Genomic DNA, 18536 nt, shown 5'->3' on the forward strand with positions numbered 1-18536 from the left:
TACCCATGGAGGAAATTCGGTCTGGTATTGGCGTCCGATGGAAGGCGAACCCCATCGTTCTATAATGGCTGTGGGAGACGAGCGGTCACCCATAATCAGCCATGCAGAGGAGCGATCGGATTGAGAAAGGTTCTATTGATCGTGCTTACGGTACTGACGATGCTAACGGCGGTGCCGGCATTCGCGGGGGCCGCGACTTCGGGAAGCAAAGCGGCGATCGTCGCGTCCGTCAGCTTCAGGACGGCGCCGAACACGTCGTCGACGGTGATTCGATACTTGAAGGCGGGGGAGACGGTTACGATCGTCGAGACCGTTAACGCATATTGGTATAAAGTGAAGGACGGCAGCGGCAATACGGGGTACATCTCCTCGAACGAGAAATATGCCAAGGTGACGGAAGAGGCAGCTCCGGGGGGCAATACGGGCGGCGCGGGCAACGCGATAATCTTGAACTCCGTATCGTTCCGCAATGCGCCTTCCACGGACGGAGCGCGGATCAGGTACTTGCAGAAGAACGAGCAAGTGACCGTCACGAGCAAGGTGAACGCTTACTGGTTCGCGGTAACCGATTCGAAGGGCGTAGCCGGCTACGTTAGCACGTCGGATCAATACGTCAAGCTGACGGGTTCGGTACCGACCTCGCCCACCCAGCCGACAGGGCCGTCGCAGCCGGGCACGCCGTCCGGTCCGCAGCAGATCGAAGCGGTCGTCGCGGCGGGGCTTAAATACCTCGGAACGCCGTACGAATACGGCTCCGACCGCAATACGACGAAGACGTTCGACTGCTCCGACTTCGTGCGCCAAGCGTTCAAGGACGCGCTCGGCGCGACGCTGCCGGCGGATTCGAGCCAACAAGGGGCGTACGTTCGGAAGCTCGGCTCCGTTACGACAGACTGGCATTCGCTCAAGCGCGGCGACCTGATGTTCTTCATGTCGTATAAGGGCACCAAAGCTTCCAGCTATGCTGGCAAATCTCCGTTCGGCGAGTCGATCAACCACGTCGGCATCTACCTCGGCAACGGCCAAGTGCTCCATACGTACTCGAAGGAGTCCGGAGGCGTTCGCGTAGACGGAATCGAAGGCAAGCATTGGGAGTACCGCTTCCTGTTCGGCGGCAGCGCTCTGTAATCGTCTAAGGCATTCTATATTGATGTATCAAAACGAAAGCTCGCGTATCCGTCGCAACTGGGCGGCACGCGAGCTTTCGTCGTTTTCTACAGCACTTGGAATGGCGGAGGCTCCTCGATATAAGCGACGGGCACGCCGGCGAACGCCCCGCGAAGCCGTTCTGCCAGCAAGCGCATGCCGGGCACCTCGCTCTCCGCGTGGCCGACGACGACGAGCGCCGCGTTCCGGCCTTGCGCGAACGCGTCCTTCACGTACTCCGGCGTCTCCCATTCCGCGCCTTCGCCGACGACGAGCAGATCGATCCGGTTTCGCCGGAACAGCGGAATCGCGTGATCGCCGCCTCCCCGGCAGCCGACCGTCACGCCGATCCGCTCGCACGGCATCGACAGGTCGCCGACGACGCGGACCGCCGAAAGTCCGAGCCGTCGCTTAAGCGTCAAGGCGACTTCGCCGACGGTATGCGGGCGCGGCAGCAGGACGACGGACGAAGTCGGGTCGTGACGATGGACGAACCGCTCCCAATCGATCGCGCTAAGGAAGCCGATCATGAGGCCGTCGGGCCGGATGCGGTGCCAGTAGTCATGGCAGCGGTAGATGGCGAGGCCGGAGCCGTCGATCAGAGCTCGCTTCGCTTGGACGACCGGGTCGTCATGGAAACGATCCGGCAGATCGTGATGGCTATAGTACGCGCCTTCGTGGACGACAAGCAGGTCGGCGCCGGCTCGAACGGCTTCCTCTACGACGCGGTGGGACGGCATGAACGATACCGCGATCGCGCCGACGGCCGCGTCCAGGCTGCCGGCGATTAGCCGGTCGGAGCCTTGGTCGTCTTCGATCTCCGCGCTTCGGAGCGTCGCGACGACGTCGCGTACGGTTAAAGTCATCTTCGCACGCTCCTCTCCGGACGATCGTATCACGATTGCGCGCGAACGGGAGCCTAGACTCGAATAATCTATGTTTTCCTAAGGAAATGCTAACAATTACGAAGTACCCAAGCGCATGGCGATGCGGTAAAATGGATTACACTCTTTCTTCTTATAAAAATGAAAGCGATTACATATATCGGAGGGCGCCTATGAGAAAAGTGCTGTTGGTCGACGACGAAATATTCGCGCGCAAAGGCTTGCTCGCGCTCATACCTTGGTCGGAACTCGGCTACGAAGTCGCCGGCGAAGCGGACGACGGCGAAGAAGCGATGAAGCAGATCGAGGCGCTTCGGCCGGACGTCGTCGTCACGGATATCCGCATGCCCGTCATGGACGGTCTGAAGCTGATCGGCGCGGTCAGGGAGGCGGGAGGCCGCACCCCGAAGTTCATCATCATCAGCGGATATAGCGACTTCAAGTATGCGCAGCAGGCGGTGCGCTACGGCGTGCAGGACTTCATCCTGAAACCGATCGACGAAGAGGAGATGTCGCAGGCGCTGGGCAGAATCAAGCTGCTGCTCGACAAAGACGAGCAAGATCAAGAGTTCCCGCGCGTCGAGCTCGACCTCGCGATGCTGGAGAGCTGGTCTTCGGGAGCGGTAAGCGACGAGATGGCGACGGCTACCGCCGAGCTGCTCGATATCCGTCCGCAATCCGAATACGGCTGCGCGTTGATCGAGCGGAACAACATCGGGTTCGGACAGGATCGGGAGCGAGCGGAGCTGGAGCAGATGGGCGACATGAAGAGACTGGCGCGGGAAGCGATCCCCGCGGATCGGCAGACGTTCCTGTTCGACGTCGGGAAGTCGTCGTTCGGAATCGTGACGACCGCTGCGGCGTCCGGGGATTCGGATAGCGACTGGGAATCGTTCGCGGCCAGGCTGCTGGCGGCGATGCCGCAAGAGACGCAGGCGAACCTGCGGGCGTACGTCGGCAAACCCGGCCTCGGCGTAGGCGGGATATCCGAATCGTACCGGACGGCCAAGGAAACCGTTCATTATAAGTACGCGCTGGACGGACAGTCCGTCATCATGCACCACCAAGCCTCCCATATTACGCTGAGATTCAAGCAATCCGACGCGAAGCTGAACGCCGAGCTGGCGGAGGCGGTCGAAGAGGGCGACGAGGCGGCCGTGCTGGCGTCGATCGGCAAGCTGTTCGATTCGTTCGGCCAGGAGAGATTCGCTCCCGAGTCGGTTCAGGCGTCCATCGCCCAATGCGTGCTTGGCATTACGCGCATCGTGCGCGAGCTCGAAGGCGACGAGAACGAGCTGCAGACGCTCAAGGCGATGATGCAATGGTCGAACGAACCGAGGACGCTGTCGGGTCTCCGCGAGATGATCGTCGCGTTCGCCATGGAGTGCATGGCGTACTTGGCGGATAGAAGGAAGCAGCGGGGCAAGGGCGGCATCCAGAAGGTGAAGCAATATATCGAGACCCATTATCACGAGAACATGAGCTTGAAGAGCATATCGAAAATCTTTTACATGAATCCGGTGTATCTGGGTCAGCTCTTCAAGAAGACGTACGGCGTCTACTTCAACGACTATTTGCTCGAGATTCGCATCCAGGAAGCGAAGAAGCTGCTGCGGCAGACCGATCTGAAGGTTTACGAAGTCGCGGAACGCGTCGGATTCTGCAATCCCGACTACTTCGTCACGCAATTCGAGAAGGTCGAGCATAAGACGCCGACCGAATACAAGAACGGGATTTTTACTAAAAACTAGGCTGCGGTGATACGATGCTCTCGAAATGGCTCTCCAAGCTAAGCCTGAACAACGTCAGGCTGCGCAATAAAATGCTGGTCGTCTACTTCCTGTCGGTGTTCATTCCGGTCGTCTTGACGAACGTCATCTTCTACGACATTACGTCGACCAACGTGAAGAAGCAGAAGATGCGGGATATCTCGCTCGCGATGGAGCAAGTCCGCAACGACTTGTCCGCGCAGTTCGCTAACATGGACGGGATCACGGCCGTACTGAATAGCGAACCGCTGCTCAATCAGTACTTGGATAAGCGCTACGACTCGCAGGCGGATTACGTCGACAACTACAACTCTTACATTGTCCGTACGCTGGAGAAATACAGCCCGGTCTATCAAGCGATCCAAGGGATTACGATCTATACGGACAACGATACGATTATTTACGGCGGGCGCGTGCTTCCGATCACGGAGCAGACGCGGGAGACGGGCTGGTACAAGCACATGGCCGAGCAATCGACCTTCGGCGTGCTCGTCGAGAAGGTCGCCCCGGATTATCCGGGCAGCCCGGATGCCATATTCAGCTTCATCCGCAGGATGGGAGACGTGACCGCGGGGGGCGAGCTGAGCAAAATTCTCAAGATCGACGTTCACTTCGGACTGATTCAGCAACTATTCGACAACGTGACGCTCGAAGGAAACATGTACTTGCTCGACGGCGACCGAATCATGTTCACGACGAATGCGGACCTTGATCTAAACCAAACGAACCGTTATTCGGATATTCCCGCGTCGAATAACACGATGGTCTTGGACAATCCGTTGGGGAATCAAACCTATTTGAAAGATTGGCGCATCGTCGGAGAGTTCCAGGAAGGGATCGTGCTTCGCGAGGTCAGTAAATCGAAGGAATTCGTGCTCTATATGGCCATTCCGAATCTCGTCGTGTCGACGCTCATCATCATCTGGTTCACGAGATCGCTGAACGTTCGGCTCGTGCGCATTTTGCGGCATATGAAGAAAGTGAAAAACCAAAACTTCGACACGATCAAGGGCGGCGAAAGCGAGCACGACGAGGTAGGCCAGCTGACGGCGGAATTCAACCGGATGACGCTGCAGGTGAAGAGCCTGATCGACGACGTGTACGTGGCGGACATTCAGACGAAGTCGCTTGAACTCGAACGCCGGAAGACGCAGCTGAACGCGCTGCAGAGCCAGATCAACCCCCACTTCCTGTTCAACGCGCTCGAGACGATCCGAATGCGCAGCTTGATCAAGGGCGAAGCGGAGACGGCCAAGATCATCGCCAACATGGCCAAAATCTTCCGTTCGTCGCTCACATGGAACAAGGACCGAGTCACGATCAACGAGGAGATGGGCTTCATCCTGTGCTTCCTTGAAATCCAGAAATACCGATTCGAGGATCGGCTCAACTACGAGATCAGCATCGATCCGGCCGCGAAATCGTGCTTCGTGCCGAAGATGATGTTCCTGCCGTTCGTGGAGAACGCGTGCATCCACGGCGTCGAACCGCTGAAGCACGGCGGCAAGATCGATATTCGCATCGAACGGGACGACGAGAATCTCCTGTTCGCGATTCTCGACAACGGCGTCGGAATGGATGAGGAGAAAGTAAAGCGATTCTACGGCTATCTCGAGAGCGAGGAAGCGATCGGGGAACGCATCGGCGTTCAGAACGTCATCTATCGGTTAAAGCTCATCTACGGGGATCGGTGCCGGCTTTTGATCGACAGCGCGCCGGGCAAGGGGACCTACATCCGGCTGCAGATTCCGGTCGAATAAAGTCGAATTCGAAGCAGTTCCTATGCTTTTCTAAGTGTCCGCTATAGTTTGTTGGGTAATCAAAGCCCCGGAATGCTTTTATACTGAAAGTGCTTACAAAACATCCGTATCATCGAAAGGGGTCGAATGGATTGGCAAAGAAGAAACTGTTGCTAGGCTCTTTGGCAGCCGTAACGCTGTTCACCGCAGCTGCTTGCTCCAGCGGCAACAACGACAACAATGCTTCGCCAAGCGCAACCGGAAGTGCACCCGCATCCACGGAAAGCGCGCCAGCATCGGAGAAACCGCTCGATAAAGTCACTTACTCTTACTTCCTCGGCGTAGCCAACGCGCCGGACGTGAACACGAACGAGACGACGATCGGCAAGATTCTCGAAGATCAGACCGGCGTCAACTTCAAAATCGAGCACTTGGTAGGCGACCTGAAAGCGAAAATCGGCACGATGATCGCTTCCAACGATTATCCGGACGTTATCAACCCGGATGCGGGCATCGATCAGTTGCTCGACGCGGGCGCGTTCATCGATCTGACGGATCTGATCGAGAAGAGCCCGGAAATCAAACGCGTATACGGTCCGTTCCTCAACCAAATGAAAGCGCCGGACGGCAAAATTTACTACCTTCCGATCTCGGCCCAAGTCGGCGCCTATACGCCGGATCCGAACATTAACCAAGGCGCCTTCTGGATTCAACGCCGCGTATTGAAAGAAGCGGGCTATCCGAAGATCAAGACGCTGGACGAATACACGAAGCTGATCGAGGATTATGCAGCGAAGCATAAGGACGAAGGTCTGACAGGCCTTATCACGCTGACGCACGACTGGAGATTCTTCGCGACTTCCAACGTGCCGATGCACTTGGACGGTTACCCGAACGACGGCAACGTCGAAGTCGACATGACGACGTTCGAAGCCAAGACGTATTATACGACCGATTCTACGAAGCGTTGGCTGCAAAAGTTGAACGACTTCAACTCCAAAGGCCTGTTCGACAAAGCTTCCTTCGTAGATAACTACGACCAATATCTCGCGAAGCTGTCTTCCAAGAAAGTACTCGGCTTCTTCGATTACGGCTGGCAGACGGGCAACGCGCGCAACCTGCTGGTCGACGCGGCGAGACAAGATCCGACGCAAGACGGTTTCGTATACCAACCGATGCCGTTGACGTGGGATGGCGGCAAAGACCAGCTTCTGGATCCGGACGGATTCGTCAAGAACCGCGGTATCGGTATTAGCGTAAGCGCCGAAGATCCTGAACGGATCATGGCATTCTGGGATAACCTGCTCAAAGAAGAGAATCAAATCATGAAGAGCTGGGGTCTCAAAGGCGAGACGTACGAAGTGGACGAGAAAGGCCGCTTCTTCCGTACGGCGGAGCAGATCAAGAAAATCGACGAGCCGTTCAACCTGAGCTTCGGCTTCCGATACTTCAACTGGGATTGGCCGCAATACGGCGCGAATTCCACGCTGTCCGACGGCAACGCGTTCGCGCCTGGCTACCAGCCGGAAGTGTTCCAAATGAGCTTGACGGACGGCGACAAAGAAATCTTGGGCAAATACGGCGTTCAAACGTACTCCGAGCTCTTCGCCAAGCCGGATCCGCGCCCATGGTACCCTGCTTGGGGGATCAACAAGGCGCAAGGCTCGCCGGAACAACTGTGGGAAACGGCGAAGGACGAAGTCACGAAGAAGTTCTATCCGAAACTCGTGCTCGCGAAACCGGCCGACTTCGAGAAAGTATGGGGCGAATTCGTAGCCGAGTTCGGCAAGCTCGACACGGCCGGATACGAGAAATGGTACACGGAACAAATCAAGCTGGCTATCGAAGCCGCTAAGTAATCCCTCATAAGAGATAAGCGAAAGGCCGGCTTATACGCGCTGTTGGCTCGCATAAGTCGGCTTTCGCTTATTCCCATTCGCAAGGACGGTCCGGAAGGAGAATCAATATGGAGAGTAACATCGTATCTGCAGCGACTTCCACGGCGTCTAAGCCGAAGGGACTGAAGCTTTTCTTTAAGAAACTCGTGCAACAGCGGATGCTCGTCTTGATGTCCGTTCCTTTTCTCGTTTGGCTATTTCTGTTCAAATACTTGCCGCTGTGGGGCTGGACGACGGCATTTCAAAAATACAGGCCGGCTAAAAGCTTCTCGGAGCAAGAGTGGGTCGGTTGGGCTCATTTTAAATTTCTCTTTCAAGACGAAAGGTTCTTGCGCGTATTAAGAAATACGTTCGCGCAGAGCGGGATCAATCTCGTCCTTGGATTCGTTACCGCTATTACGCTCGCGCTGTTGCTCAACGAATTGCGCGGGATGATATTCAAACGAGTCGTACAGACGGTCACGTATATGCCGCACTTTCTCTCCTGGGTCGTCGCCGCGGGCATCATTCAAGCGACGCTTGCGCCGGACGGCATTCTTAACGTCTTGATGCTTAAGCTAGGCATGATCGAGAAGGGTCAAGAAATCTTGTTCCTGGGCATTCCGGAGCAATTCTGGACGATACTCGGACTCGGGACGGTATGGAAAGAACTCGGGTGGAATACGATCGTCTACCTAGCCGCAATGGCCACGATCGATCCCGCGCAGTACGAAGCGGCGGAAATGGACGGCGCCGGGCGGTTCAAGAGAATGTGGCACGTGACGTTGCCGGGAATCAAGTCGGTCGTCATCGTCTTGCTTATCCTTAATATCGGGAATCTGATGCAATCGGGATTCGAGGCGCAATACTTGCTGAAGAACGGCATGAACATCGACTATTCCGAGAACATTGATATATTCGTTCTGTTGTACGGCATTAACCAGAGCAACTTCTCGCTTGCAGTCGCGGCCGGCATGTTCAAAAGCGTCGTCAGCATCGTGCTGCTGTTCATCGCGAACAACATCGCGAAGAGAGCCGGCGAGAGCAGACTGTTCTAAGGGGGGATCACGGAATGGCAAACTTAGCCGCGGGAACGACGCCCAAGAAGCTTACCCGAAGGAACGCTTCGCTGGGAGACCGTATTTTCGACACTTTCAATATCACTTTCCTATGCTTGCTGATGGTCGTGACCTTGTATCCTTTCTTGAACACGCTCGCGCTTTCGCTGAACAGCGCGATGGATTCGATCAAGGGCGACATCTATATCTGGCCGAGGGAACTGTCGTTCGAGAACTACAAATACGTGTTCAGGGAATCGACGATTTTCCATGCGACGCTGATCTCGGTCCTTCGCTTGGTCATCGGCACGATAGCGACCGTATTCTGTTCGGCCATGGTCGCTTACACCATCAGCCGGCAAGACTTCGTGCTGCGCAAGTTCATCACGATCGCATTCGTCTTGACCGCGTACGTTCATCCGGGACTTATTCCTGACTTCTTGAACATCCGCGATCTTGGGCTGATCAACAGCTTCTGGGTATATATCTGGCCGGGCTTGATCGGCGTATTCAATCTCATTCTGATCAGATCCTTCATAGACGCGTTGCCTGATAGTATCTTGGAGTCGGCGCGAATCGACGGAGCGGGAGAATTCAGGACGTTCTTCAACATCGTGCTGCCGCTATGCATGCCCGTGCTTGCCACGGTCGCGCTGTTCACGGCCGTCTATCAATGGAACTCCTGGTTGGACGTGTTCTTGTATAACTCGTCGAATATCAAACTCAGCACGCTGCAGTACGAATTGCAGAAGATTCTACAGAATTCCAGCGCCTCCTCGTCTCCGGAGAGCGCGTTCTCGAATCCGGACGCTCAGGCCAGCATGGTTACGCCGCTCTCGATTCGCGCTACCATGACGATCGTGGCCTCGGTTCCGATGATCGTGCTGTATCCGTTCTTGCAAAAGTATTTCGTCAAAGGCATGATGGTCGGCGGCGTAAAAGGTTAAATTCGATTCAACAGCTGTCGGCGAGCATTCGCCGGCAGCCTTTGTTTAAAGGGGGAAAACGACATGAAGAAGCTTCACGAAGCATTCGCGGGCGATTTCGACATCGGCGCAGCCGTAAATCCCCGTACTATCGCGCAAGCGGGCGGTTTGATTGCCGAACAATTCAATAGCCTTACCGCGGAGAACGAGATGAAATTCGCGAGCGTGCATCCATCGGAGGATGTATATACGTTCGATCGGGCGGACGAAATCGTCGCTTTCGCGAAGTCGCACGGTCAACGAATGCGCGGGCATACGCTCGTCTGGCACAACCAAACGACGGAATGGGTGTTTCGGGATACGCATGGCGGACCCGTCGACAAGACGACGTTGCTGGCCAGAATGAAGTCTCATATCGACACGGTCGTCGGTCGTTACAAGAACGACGTCTATTGCTGGGACGTCGTGAACGAAGCGGTCACGGACGACGGCTCCGCTCTGCTAAGGACCTCCCCATGGCTCGACATCGCGGGCGAGGATTTCATCGCCAAGGCGTTCGAGTATGCGCACGAAGCCGATCCGAAAGCGTTATTGTTCTATAACGATTACAACGAATGCGATCCGGGCAAGCGGGAGCGCATTTATGCGCTCGTTCGTTCGCTGAAGGAGCGCGGCGCTCCGATTCACGGCATCGGCTTGCAGGCGCATTGGAGCTTGGCTTCTCCGACGCCGGACGCGATACGGGCCTCGATCGAACGCTATGCCCAGCTCGGCTTGAAGCTGCACGTTACGGAGATGGACATATCCGTGTTCGAGTGGGACGACCGCCGTACGGATTTGAAGTCGCCGACGGCAGAGATGCTCGCTCGCCAAGAGGAAAGGTACGACGAAGTTTTCCGCCTATTCCGGGAATATCGCGAGTTCATCGCTTCCGTTACGTTCTGGGGAGCGGCGGACGATTACACTTGGCTGGACGATTTCCCCGTACGCGGAAGGAAGAATTGGCCGTTCCTATTCGACGAGCAACATCGTCCAAAGGCGTCTTTCGACAAAGTCGCCGGATTGCATCTGTAGATCGGAGGTACGAGGGTGTCTAGCAAATCATACAAAGCATGGCTTCAATACGACCCGATCGATAACGTCTCCGTACGCAACGACTATATCAGGCAGCTCGGCAACATCGTGCTGCCCGCTAGCGTAACGGAGTTCGAGCCCGCGCTGCAATTGCTGAAGACGGGGCTCCGGAGGATGCTCGGCATCGAGCCGCTCTTCTCCGAGAGTCCGAGCGATCCGTCGTATTGCCGGATCGCATACGCGGAGGGGGAGGAGCGCGAGCGGTTGGGCGCCGAGGGTTACCGGATCCGCACGGACGCGGGAACTCGTCTGTCCCTCGTCGGCGGAGGGAACTCGGGACTGCTCTATGGCGTATTCCATCTGCTGCGGTTAGTCGGTGCGCGCGAGCCATTGGAGGCGCTGGACATCCGCGAGAAGCCGTCGGCCGGGCTCCGCATGCTGAACCAATGGGATAACGCGGACGGCAGCATCGAGCGCGGATACGCGGGGAAGTCGATCTTCTATAGGAACGGCAAGATCGCGGCGAACCTGGATCGCGTGCGGGATTACGCGAGGCTGGCGGCTTCCGTCGGCATTAACGGCATCTCGATCAACAACGTGAACGTGCACGAGGCCGAGACGGCGTTCGTTACGCCGGGCGCGCTGCCCGAGGTGGCGAAGGTCGCCGACGCGTTCCGCCCGCTGGGCATCAAGCTCTTCTTGAGCGTCAACTTCGCGGCGCCGATTCAAGCGGGCGGCTTAACGACGGCGGACCCGCTAGACGATTCGGTGCGCGCGTGGTGGAAGGAGACGGCCGCGGCGATCTACGGGCGAATCCCCGACTTCGGAGGCTTCCTCGTCAAGGCGGATTCCGAGCACCGCCCGGGTCCGTTCACGTACGGACGCGATCATGCGGACGGCGCCAATATGCTTGCCGAGGCGCTAGCTCCGCACGGCGGCATCGTCGTCTGGCGGTGCTTCGTCTATAACTGCATGCAGGATTGGCGAGATCGCTCGACCGACCGCGCGCGCGCGGCGTACGATCACTTCACGCCGCTGGACGGCAAGTTCAAGGATAACGTCGTTCTCCAGATCAAGAACGGACCTATGGACTTCCAAGTCCGCGAGCCCGTCTCCCCTCTGTTCGGAGCGATGACGAAGACGAACCAGGCGATGGAATTCCAGATTACGCAGGAGTATACCGGCCAACAGCGTCATCTGTGCTATCTCGTGCCGCAATGGAAGGAAGCGCTCGACTTCGACACGCACGCGAAGGGCGCAGGCTCCTACGCGAAGCGGATCGCGGACGGCAGCCTGTACGGTTCCAAGCATGCGGGCTTCGCGGCCGTATCCAATATCGGCGACGACGACAACTGGACCGGACATGTTCTGGCGCAAGCGAACCTATACGGGTACGGCCGGTTGATCTGGAATCCGGAGCTGTCCGCGGAGACGATCGCCGACGAGTGGATCCGGCTGACGTTCGGGGCGGACGAGCGGGTCGTCGAGGTCGTGCGAGGCATGCTTATGGGGTCTTGGCGAACGTACGAGAACTATACGGCGCCGCTCGGCGTCGGTTGGATGGTCGCGCCGAACCACCATTACGGTCCTGACGTGGACGGATACGAGTATTCGCGATGGGGCACGTATCATTTCGCGGACCGCGACGGTATCGGCGTCGACCGGACGGTCGCAACAGGAACGGGCTATAGCGCTCAATATCATTCGCCGAACGCCGCGATCTACGACGATCCGGGCGCTTGTCCCGACGAGCTGCTGCTGTTCTTCCACCACGTGCCGTATTCGCATCGGCTGAAGTCGGGGAAGACGGTTATCCAGCATATTTACGACACGCACTTCGAAGGAGTCGAGCAGGCGGCGGAGCTGCGTGCGCAATGGTCGAAGCTCGAGGGCGCGGTCGATCCGGAGAGGTTCGCCAACGTGCGCGATCGTCTGGAAGGACAGGCGGAGCACGCCAAGCAATGGCGCGATATCGTCAATACGTATTTCTACCGCAAATCCGGGGTTCCAGACGAGCGAGGCAGACGAATTTATTAACGGAGCGGCTTGCGCGCAGCCAAGGGATGAAGCATCGTCTTCATCCCTTTTTGTCGCCCGACGAGGGCGGACGGCGCGCCTGGCGCGAGGAGAGGCTGACTGCCGATGTGGCCGAAGATCGCCAAGTTCAATTCGTTGCGCAACCAGATGCTGTTCGGATTCCTGCTCGTCATGCTCGTTATTCTGACGTTCGTAGGCGCGATCACGTACGATTCCGTCTCCACGATGCTGAAGAACAATACGGCGAAGCATATTCAACAAACCGCGGTCGAGGCGAACGGCAGGTTGGAAGGCATACTGGAGCAAGTCGATTCGTTGACGACGCTCGTGGCGACTAACGATTACGTGCAGCGGCTGCTGCTGCTGGAAGGCGAGGGCCGCACGGCGACCTTTTCGGAACGGCAAGCGCTTCCTCCGCTGATCAATACGATTCAGTTGTACGCGAGCGGCGTCAAATCCGTCGAGCTCTATACGAACGATCGCAGACGGTTATTCCCGCTGGACGAAGCGAGGTTGGACGAGAAGGTAAGCGAGGATTGGATTCGCAAGACGATCGAGGGCCAGGGCGGCATCGTCTGGTTCGGCATCGACCCGGCGGACCGGAATACGCTCATCGCCATTCGGCAAGTCAGCTTGATCGAGCGGAACTTCGCGACGGGCGGCTACTTGCTCGTGCGCATGGACCGCAACGTATTCGCGTTCGACGATCCGTCGGCCGGAGAGAGAGAGCGGGAGACGATGCTGCTCGTCGGCGCTGACGGCAAGCTGCTGGCGTCGAACGCGGAAGCGGTAACGGACGAAGACGCGTCGCTTCTTACGGCTTCGGACCGGCAATCGGCGACTCTTCGCGACCGTCACTACGTCATGGTCAAGCAACGTTCGGCAATGACCGGATGGACGCTCGTCATCCTGACGCCGGTCCATGCGATCACGGACGGCGTCTCGGTGCTTCGCGCGACGATCGTGGCTTCCGCCGGCATCGGGACGGCGCTCTTCGCGCTGTTGTCGCTGCTGCTATCTACGATCATTACCCGTCCGATCCTCAAGCTGATCAAGACGATGCGCGGGGCCAGGATGGGCTTGCCGAAGCCGACGGAGCTCGTCTCCTCTACGATCGAGATCAACGAGCTGAACCATACGTACAACAACATGATCGATAACATCAACGAGCTCATCCGTCTCGTATACGAGAAGGAGCTTCTCCAGAGCCGCACCGAACTGAAGGCGCTTCAGGCGCAGATCAATCCCCACTTCCTGTACAACACGCTCGAAGCGCTGTATTGGTCGCTGCAGGAGAAGGACGAAGAAGAGCTGGCGGAATTCGTCGTGGCGATGTCGGACTTGTTCCGTTATACGATCTCGGGTCCGACGCGATCGGAATGGGTGACGCTGCAAGACGAGCTGGACCATATCGAGAAGTACTTGCGAATCATGAAGCTTCGGTTCGGCGATCGGCTATCCTGGGCCATCGATTGCCCGCCGGCGTTCGGCTCGGCGAAGCTGCCGAGGCTGCTGCTCCAGCCGTTCGTCGAGAACGCCGTCCTGCACGGCGTCGAGAGCAAGCTCGGACCGGGCACCGTGTCGCTCTCCGTCGAGAGCTCAGACGACGGAGAGCGTCTGTACGTGACCGTCGAGGACGACGGCGCGGGCATGGACGAGGAATCGCTGCGCATGCTCGAGGAGGCGCTACGGGACGAGCGGGACCGGCTGCCGGCTTCGACCGGTTCCGGCTTGGGCGCGTTGAACGCCGCGCGAAGAATACGCTTGTGCTACGGGGACGCGCCGGGGCCGGAGCGCTTGACCGTTCGCAGCGTCAAGGGCCGGGGAACGAGCATCCGCATAACGATTCCGATTCCAATGGCGGGAGGTACCGATGAGACCCAAGTCGATCTTGATCGTGGACGATGAGCCGGGAACGCGGTTAGGGCTGAAGAAAATGCTGGAGCGGTGGAGCGCGGGGCGTCACCTTATCGCGACGGCGGACAACGGACGGGACGCGCTGCGGGCGCTCGAAGAGACGCCCGTCGATCTGATGATCACAGACATACGCATGCCCGAGATCGGTGGCCTGCAGCTGGCGAACCGGGTCCTCGAGAGCCGGGCGGTGCATCGCCCGTCCGTCATCCTCGTATCCGGTTACGCGGAGTTCGAGTACGCGCAGCAAGCCATTCAGCTCGGCGTCGCGAATTACTTGCTGAAGCCGGTCGGCAAGGATAAGCTGATCGCGGCCGTCGAACAGGCGCTGGAAGCGGGCGAAGAGCGAAGCCGGGTCGGCGTCATGCGCAAGTTCGTCGATCCGCGGCTGCTCGAGACGAGCGCGAACGAAGTTAAGCCGAGCGAGCCGGTCCGAGACGCGCTGGCGTACATCGACGAGCGTATCGGAGAGGCGATCGGCCTTCGCGAAGCGGCCGAGCACGCTCACCTGAACGCCAGCTACTTCAGCGTGCTGTTCAAGGAACAGCTGGGGATGACGTTCAGCGAATACGTCGCCCGCAGACGGCTGCAGAAGGCGAAGGAGATGCTGTTGACGACAAGGCTGCCGATCGCGGAGATCTCCGAACGGATCGGCTACCGGACGGCCAAATACTTCAACAAGGTGTTCAAGGAATACGAGGGAAGAAGTCCGGGGCAGTACCGCGCGGCCATGACCGGCGAGCCGGAGAGCATCCAATAAAGATGGAACTATAGCCAATCGCCGTGCCCTTATCCCGTTCCCGGGGCGATGCTACACTTAATTCCAGAAGGAAAGCGCATTCATGTATCCTTCATATTCGGTCTAGGGGGAATTCGGTCCATGAAGACGAAGGCGTTAACGGCGGGCGCGTTGTCGCTCGCGATCGTTGCCGCGCTGACGGCATGCGGCAACGACAACGACGACGCTGGCGGCAAGTCCGGGGAGAAGATCACGCTTAACTTGATGCACTTATGGCCGGAAGGCACCGCCGCGCAGCAGAACAAACTCGTGAAGCAGATCATCGAGGAATACAAGGCGATGGAGCCGAACGTCACGATCGCGACCGAGGTGCTGGAGAACGAGCAGTACAAGGACAAGATGCAGGTGCTGTCCGCGTCCAACAAGCTGCCGGATATCGGGCTTACGTGGGCGGCCGGCTACATGGAGCCTTACGTGAAAGGCAATAAGTTCGCGACGGTTGACGACCTGCTCCAAGGCGAACTGAAGGACAAATTCGTCGCGGGGACGACGGAAGCGTACGCGTCCGGCGGCAAGAGCTACGCGCTCCCGCTCGAGCTCAACATCGTGCCCGTCTACTATAACAAAGAGATTTTCGCCAAGTACGGTCTTCAGCCTCCGCAGACGTTGGACGATCTGAAGAACGTCATCGGCAAGCTGAACGAGAACGGCGTCACGCCGATCACGATGGGCGGCAAGGACGCTTGGACGGCTTCCTTCTGGTACATGTACTTGGCCGATCGGTTCGGCGGCGCGGATCTGCTGGACCAATCGGTCGCCGGCAACGCGTTCACCGATCCGGCGCTGATCGACGCCGCTAAGGCGATGCAGGAGCTCGTCGACATGAAGGCGTTCATTAAGGGCTTCAACGGCTTGTCCAACGACGAAGCCAAGGCCGAGTTCGAGAACGAGAAGGCCGCCATGTACGCGATGGGGACGTGGGAAGTACCGAACTACACGACGAACCCGGATCGGCCGCAAGCGTTCAAGGACAAGATCGGATTCTTCAAGTTCCCGACCGTCGCGGGCGGCAAGGGCGAGTTGAACGACTTCGTCGGCGGACCGGGCGTAGGCCTGTTCGTCTCGGAGAATTCCGCCCATAAGGAAGAAGCGAAGAAGTTCGTCGGCTTCTTCGTCCGGAAGTGGGGAGAGCACTCCGTCGTCGACGCGGGCGTTATTCCGGCTACGAAGGTCGATACGGCCGCGATCAAGCTGCCGCAGATGTTCATCGATCTGCTCAACGAGCTGAACGGCGCGAAGAAAGTAACGCTGTACCTGGACGTTCAGATGAAGCCGGGCGCCGCCCAGGAGCATTACAACTTGGTGCAGGCGCTGCTCGGCAAGGAGATAACGCCGGAGGAGTTCGCGAAGAAGCAGGAGGAAGCGCTGCAAGCAGGCAAATAGCAAGGACGAAGGACGTGGCGCGTTCCGGCTGCGTCCTTCGCCGTATCGCAAGCTTGGTAGCTTAAGGAGGCAGAACCCGCATGAATAAAGTGTTAGCCGACAAACGGATCGTCGCGCTCTACGTGCTTCCGTCCTTGCTGCTTCTCTTGGCCGTCGTCTACGTACCGATCGCGCTGACCGGCTATTACGGATTGACGGCTTGGGATGGCGTCAGCGCCAAGACCTTCATCGGATTCGACAATTACGCGGAGCTGCTGCGCGACGGGAAGCTGTGGGCCAGCGTGAAGCACTCGGCGCTGTTCGCCGCGATGTCGGCGCTCAGCCTGGCCGGCTATATGCTCGTCGCGCTCGTGCTCTCCGGCAACGTTCGCGGCGCCAATCTGCTGCGCAAAATCTATCTCGTCCCGATGCTGCTATCCTCGGTCGCCATCGCGCAGCTGTGGCTGAAAGTGTATCACCCGACGACGGGAGTTCTGAACGACTTCCTTGCCTCGCTGGGCGTCAAGGACGCGCCGGAATGGCTCGCGGATCCGTCCCTCGTGTTGGGCTCTCTGTTCTTGCCGATTCTGTGGCAATACGCCGGCTTCTATATTCTCGTCTATTACGCGGCGTTGAAGAACATCCCCGAGTCGCTGGTCGAGGCTGCGCGGATCGACGGCGCGACTCCCCTGCAGACGGCTCTGCGCGTGAAGCTGCCGCTCGTCGCGGAAGTCGTCAAAGTAACGATCGTGCTGGCCGTCGTCGGTTCGTTGAAATACTTCGACCTCATCTTCGTCATGACGAACGGAGGTCCGAACGGGGCGAGCGAAGTGATGGCTTCCTATATGTACAAGAAGGCGTTCGGGGAGTACGACTTCGGTTACGGCAGCGCGATCGGGTTCTTCCTGCTGGCCGTCTGCCTGGCCGCCACTTGGATTATCCGCAAGCTGACGGCGTCCGAAGATAAGATTCAATATTCCTAAGCAGGGAGGAGATCCGAGTGAATAGCGCAACGCCGTTGCATTACCCCCGAGAAGCGCGTATGCGGAAAACCCGCTCGCTCGGCCGTCGGCTCGGCACCGTCGCGTTGTACGCCGTGCTCTCCGCGGCCGCCGTCGTGCAGCTGCTGCCGCTCGCCTGGCTGCTGCTGTTCTCGCTCAAGAACAGCCAGGAGGCGTTTAACTTGCCGCCGTTCGCGCCGCCGAAGCGATTGCGCTGGGAAAACTACGAGGCCGTGTGGTCGCAAGGCAACATCGACAGGTACTTCGTGAACAGCGTCTGGATTACGCTCGTCTCGGTCGCGCTGACGATTCTGCTCGCCAGCTTCGTCACTTACGCGATTACGCGAATGCGGTGGAAACTGCGCGCGCCCGTGCTCGGACTGTTCATGGTCGGGCTCATGATCCCGGTGCATTCCGCCCTTATTCCGCTTTTCAGTCTGTTCGGGGAGCTGGGACTGATCGATTCTCAGGCGAGCCTCGTCATTACGTATACGGCATTCAACCTGCCGGTTACGATCATGATCTTGCTCGGCTTCTACTACGCGCTGCCCAAAGAAGTCGAAGAGGCCGCGATCGTGGACGGCTGCGGCGTGAACCGGATGTTCTTCCGCATCGTGCTGCCGATGACGTCGTCGGTCATCGCGACCGCGGCGATTATCAACATGATCTACAATTGGAACGAGTTCATCTTCGTCAACACGTTCATCGGCACCGACTCGCTCAAGACGCTAACGGTCGGCGTGCAGAACTTCGTCGGCCAGTACACGACGGATTGGGGCGCGATCGGCGCGACGCTCATGATCAGCATCCTGCCGGTTTTGCTCGCGTTCGCGGCGCTGAGCAACCGGATCGTCGAAGGCATCGCGGCGGGTTCGGTGAAAGGATAGAGGGGAAGGCGTATGAAAAAGCAAACGGCAATCGCCTCAGGGGCGGTTGCCGTTTTTCGTTAT

Annotated in this window: 14 protein-coding genes; 13 read left to right on the top strand and 1 reads right to left on the bottom strand. The window is 58.2% G+C overall.

Features of this window, described 5'->3' with window-relative positions; all coding sequences use genetic code 11:
- The first annotated feature begins 120 nt into the window (after positions 1-120).
- A complete protein-coding gene (locus ACFQZG_RS07210) occupies positions 121-1128 on the top strand; it encodes a C40 family peptidase (RefSeq protein ID WP_378150887.1) in 1008 nt (335 codons plus the stop codon).
- An 86-nt stretch (positions 1129-1214) separates the two neighbouring features.
- On the opposite strand, the gene ACFQZG_RS07215 is transcribed toward ACFQZG_RS07210, so the two are convergent.
- Positions 1215-2012, bottom strand: a complete 798-nt coding sequence (locus tag ACFQZG_RS07215; RefSeq protein ID WP_378150888.1) for a Nif3-like dinuclear metal center hexameric protein — start codon at positions 2010-2012, stop codon at positions 1215-1217.
- Between the two features lie 191 nt (positions 2013-2203).
- On the opposite strand from ACFQZG_RS07215, the gene ACFQZG_RS07220 reads away from it, so the two are divergent.
- The 12 genes from ACFQZG_RS07220 (at position 2204) to ACFQZG_RS07275 (ending at position 18473) form a co-directional block, all read left to right on the top strand.
- On the top strand, positions 2204-3781 hold the full coding sequence (locus ACFQZG_RS07220) for a response regulator (RefSeq protein ID WP_378150889.1): 1578 nt from the start codon (positions 2204-2206) through the stop codon (positions 3779-3781).
- Between the two features lie 14 nt (positions 3782-3795).
- Complete coding sequence (locus tag ACFQZG_RS07225) at positions 3796-5559, top strand: sensor histidine kinase (RefSeq protein WP_378150890.1); 1764 nt, start codon at positions 3796-3798, stop codon at positions 5557-5559.
- Between the two features lie 131 nt (positions 5560-5690).
- Positions 5691-7397: a type 2 periplasmic-binding domain-containing protein gene (locus ACFQZG_RS07230; RefSeq protein ID WP_378150891.1), complete on the top strand. Its 1707-nt coding sequence runs from the start codon at positions 5691-5693 to the stop codon at positions 7395-7397.
- A 107-nt stretch (positions 7398-7504) separates the two neighbouring features.
- Positions 7505-8473: an ABC transporter permease gene (locus ACFQZG_RS07235; RefSeq protein ID WP_378150892.1), complete on the top strand. Its 969-nt coding sequence runs from the start codon at positions 7505-7507 to the stop codon at positions 8471-8473.
- A 14-nt stretch (positions 8474-8487) separates the two neighbouring features.
- Complete coding sequence (locus ACFQZG_RS07240; RefSeq protein ID WP_378150893.1) at positions 8488-9420, top strand: carbohydrate ABC transporter permease; 933 nt, start codon at positions 8488-8490, stop codon at positions 9418-9420.
- Between the two features lie 63 nt (positions 9421-9483).
- The gene (locus ACFQZG_RS07245; protein ID WP_378150895.1) at positions 9484-10473 is read left to right on the top strand and encodes an endo-1,4-beta-xylanase; all 990 of its coding nucleotides are present in this window, start codon (positions 9484-9486) and stop codon (positions 10471-10473) included.
- A gap of 15 nt (positions 10474-10488) precedes the next feature.
- Positions 10489-12510 (top strand): alpha-glucuronidase family glycosyl hydrolase, encoded by a 2022-nt coding sequence (locus tag ACFQZG_RS07250; protein ID WP_378150897.1) that lies wholly within the window; start codon positions 10489-10491, stop codon positions 12508-12510.
- 105 nt (positions 12511-12615) lie between these two features.
- Positions 12616-14418 (top strand): cache domain-containing sensor histidine kinase, encoded by a 1803-nt coding sequence (locus ACFQZG_RS07255; protein WP_378150899.1) that lies wholly within the window; start codon positions 12616-12618, stop codon positions 14416-14418.
- Positions 14384-15184, top strand: a complete 801-nt coding sequence (locus ACFQZG_RS07260; protein ID WP_378150901.1) for a response regulator transcription factor — start codon at positions 14384-14386, stop codon at positions 15182-15184. The genes ACFQZG_RS07255 and ACFQZG_RS07260 overlap by 35 nt, the downstream gene beginning before the upstream one ends.
- 120 nt (positions 15185-15304) lie before the next feature.
- Positions 15305-16606, top strand: coding sequence for an extracellular solute-binding protein (locus ACFQZG_RS07265; protein WP_378150903.1), 1302 nt, complete (start codon positions 15305-15307; stop codon positions 16604-16606).
- A gap of 80 nt (positions 16607-16686) precedes the next feature.
- Complete coding sequence (locus ACFQZG_RS07270) at positions 16687-17568, top strand: carbohydrate ABC transporter permease (protein WP_378150905.1); 882 nt, start codon at positions 16687-16689, stop codon at positions 17566-17568.
- Between the two features lie 59 nt (positions 17569-17627).
- On the top strand, positions 17628-18473 hold the full coding sequence (locus ACFQZG_RS07275; RefSeq protein WP_378151595.1) for a carbohydrate ABC transporter permease: 846 nt from the start codon (positions 17628-17630) through the stop codon (positions 18471-18473).
- Positions 18474-18536 lie beyond the last annotated feature (63 nt).

It is taken from the genome of Cohnella sp. GCM10027633, assembly GCF_042675445.1.
Taxonomy (GTDB): Bacteria; Bacillota; Bacilli; order Paenibacillales; family Paenibacillaceae; genus Cohnella.

Coding starts and splice junctions, on each gene's coding strand:
- ACFQZG_RS07215 (WP_378150888.1), bottom strand. CDS start 2,012: ATGACTTTAACCGTACGCGACGTCGTCGCGACGCTCCGAAGCGCGGAG.
- ACFQZG_RS07220 (WP_378150889.1), top strand. CDS start 2,204: ATGAGAAAAGTGCTGTTGGTCGACGACGAAATATTCGCGCGCAAAGGC.
- ACFQZG_RS07225 (WP_378150890.1), top strand. CDS start 3,796: ATGCTCTCGAAATGGCTCTCCAAGCTAAGCCTGAACAACGTCAGGCTG.
- ACFQZG_RS07235 (WP_378150892.1), top strand. CDS start 7,505: ATGGAGAGTAACATCGTATCTGCAGCGACTTCCACGGCGTCTAAGCCG.
- ACFQZG_RS07240 (WP_378150893.1), top strand. CDS start 8,488: ATGGCAAACTTAGCCGCGGGAACGACGCCCAAGAAGCTTACCCGAAGG.
- ACFQZG_RS07245 (WP_378150895.1), top strand. CDS start 9,484: ATGAAGAAGCTTCACGAAGCATTCGCGGGCGATTTCGACATCGGCGCA.
- ACFQZG_RS07255 (WP_378150899.1), top strand. CDS start 12,616: ATGTGGCCGAAGATCGCCAAGTTCAATTCGTTGCGCAACCAGATGCTG.
- ACFQZG_RS07260 (WP_378150901.1), top strand. CDS start 14,384: ATGAGACCCAAGTCGATCTTGATCGTGGACGATGAGCCGGGAACGCGG.
- ACFQZG_RS07265 (WP_378150903.1), top strand. CDS start 15,305: ATGAAGACGAAGGCGTTAACGGCGGGCGCGTTGTCGCTCGCGATCGTT.
- ACFQZG_RS07270 (WP_378150905.1), top strand. CDS start 16,687: ATGAATAAAGTGTTAGCCGACAAACGGATCGTCGCGCTCTACGTGCTT.
- ACFQZG_RS07275 (WP_378151595.1), top strand. CDS start 17,628: ATGCGGAAAACCCGCTCGCTCGGCCGTCGGCTCGGCACCGTCGCGTTG.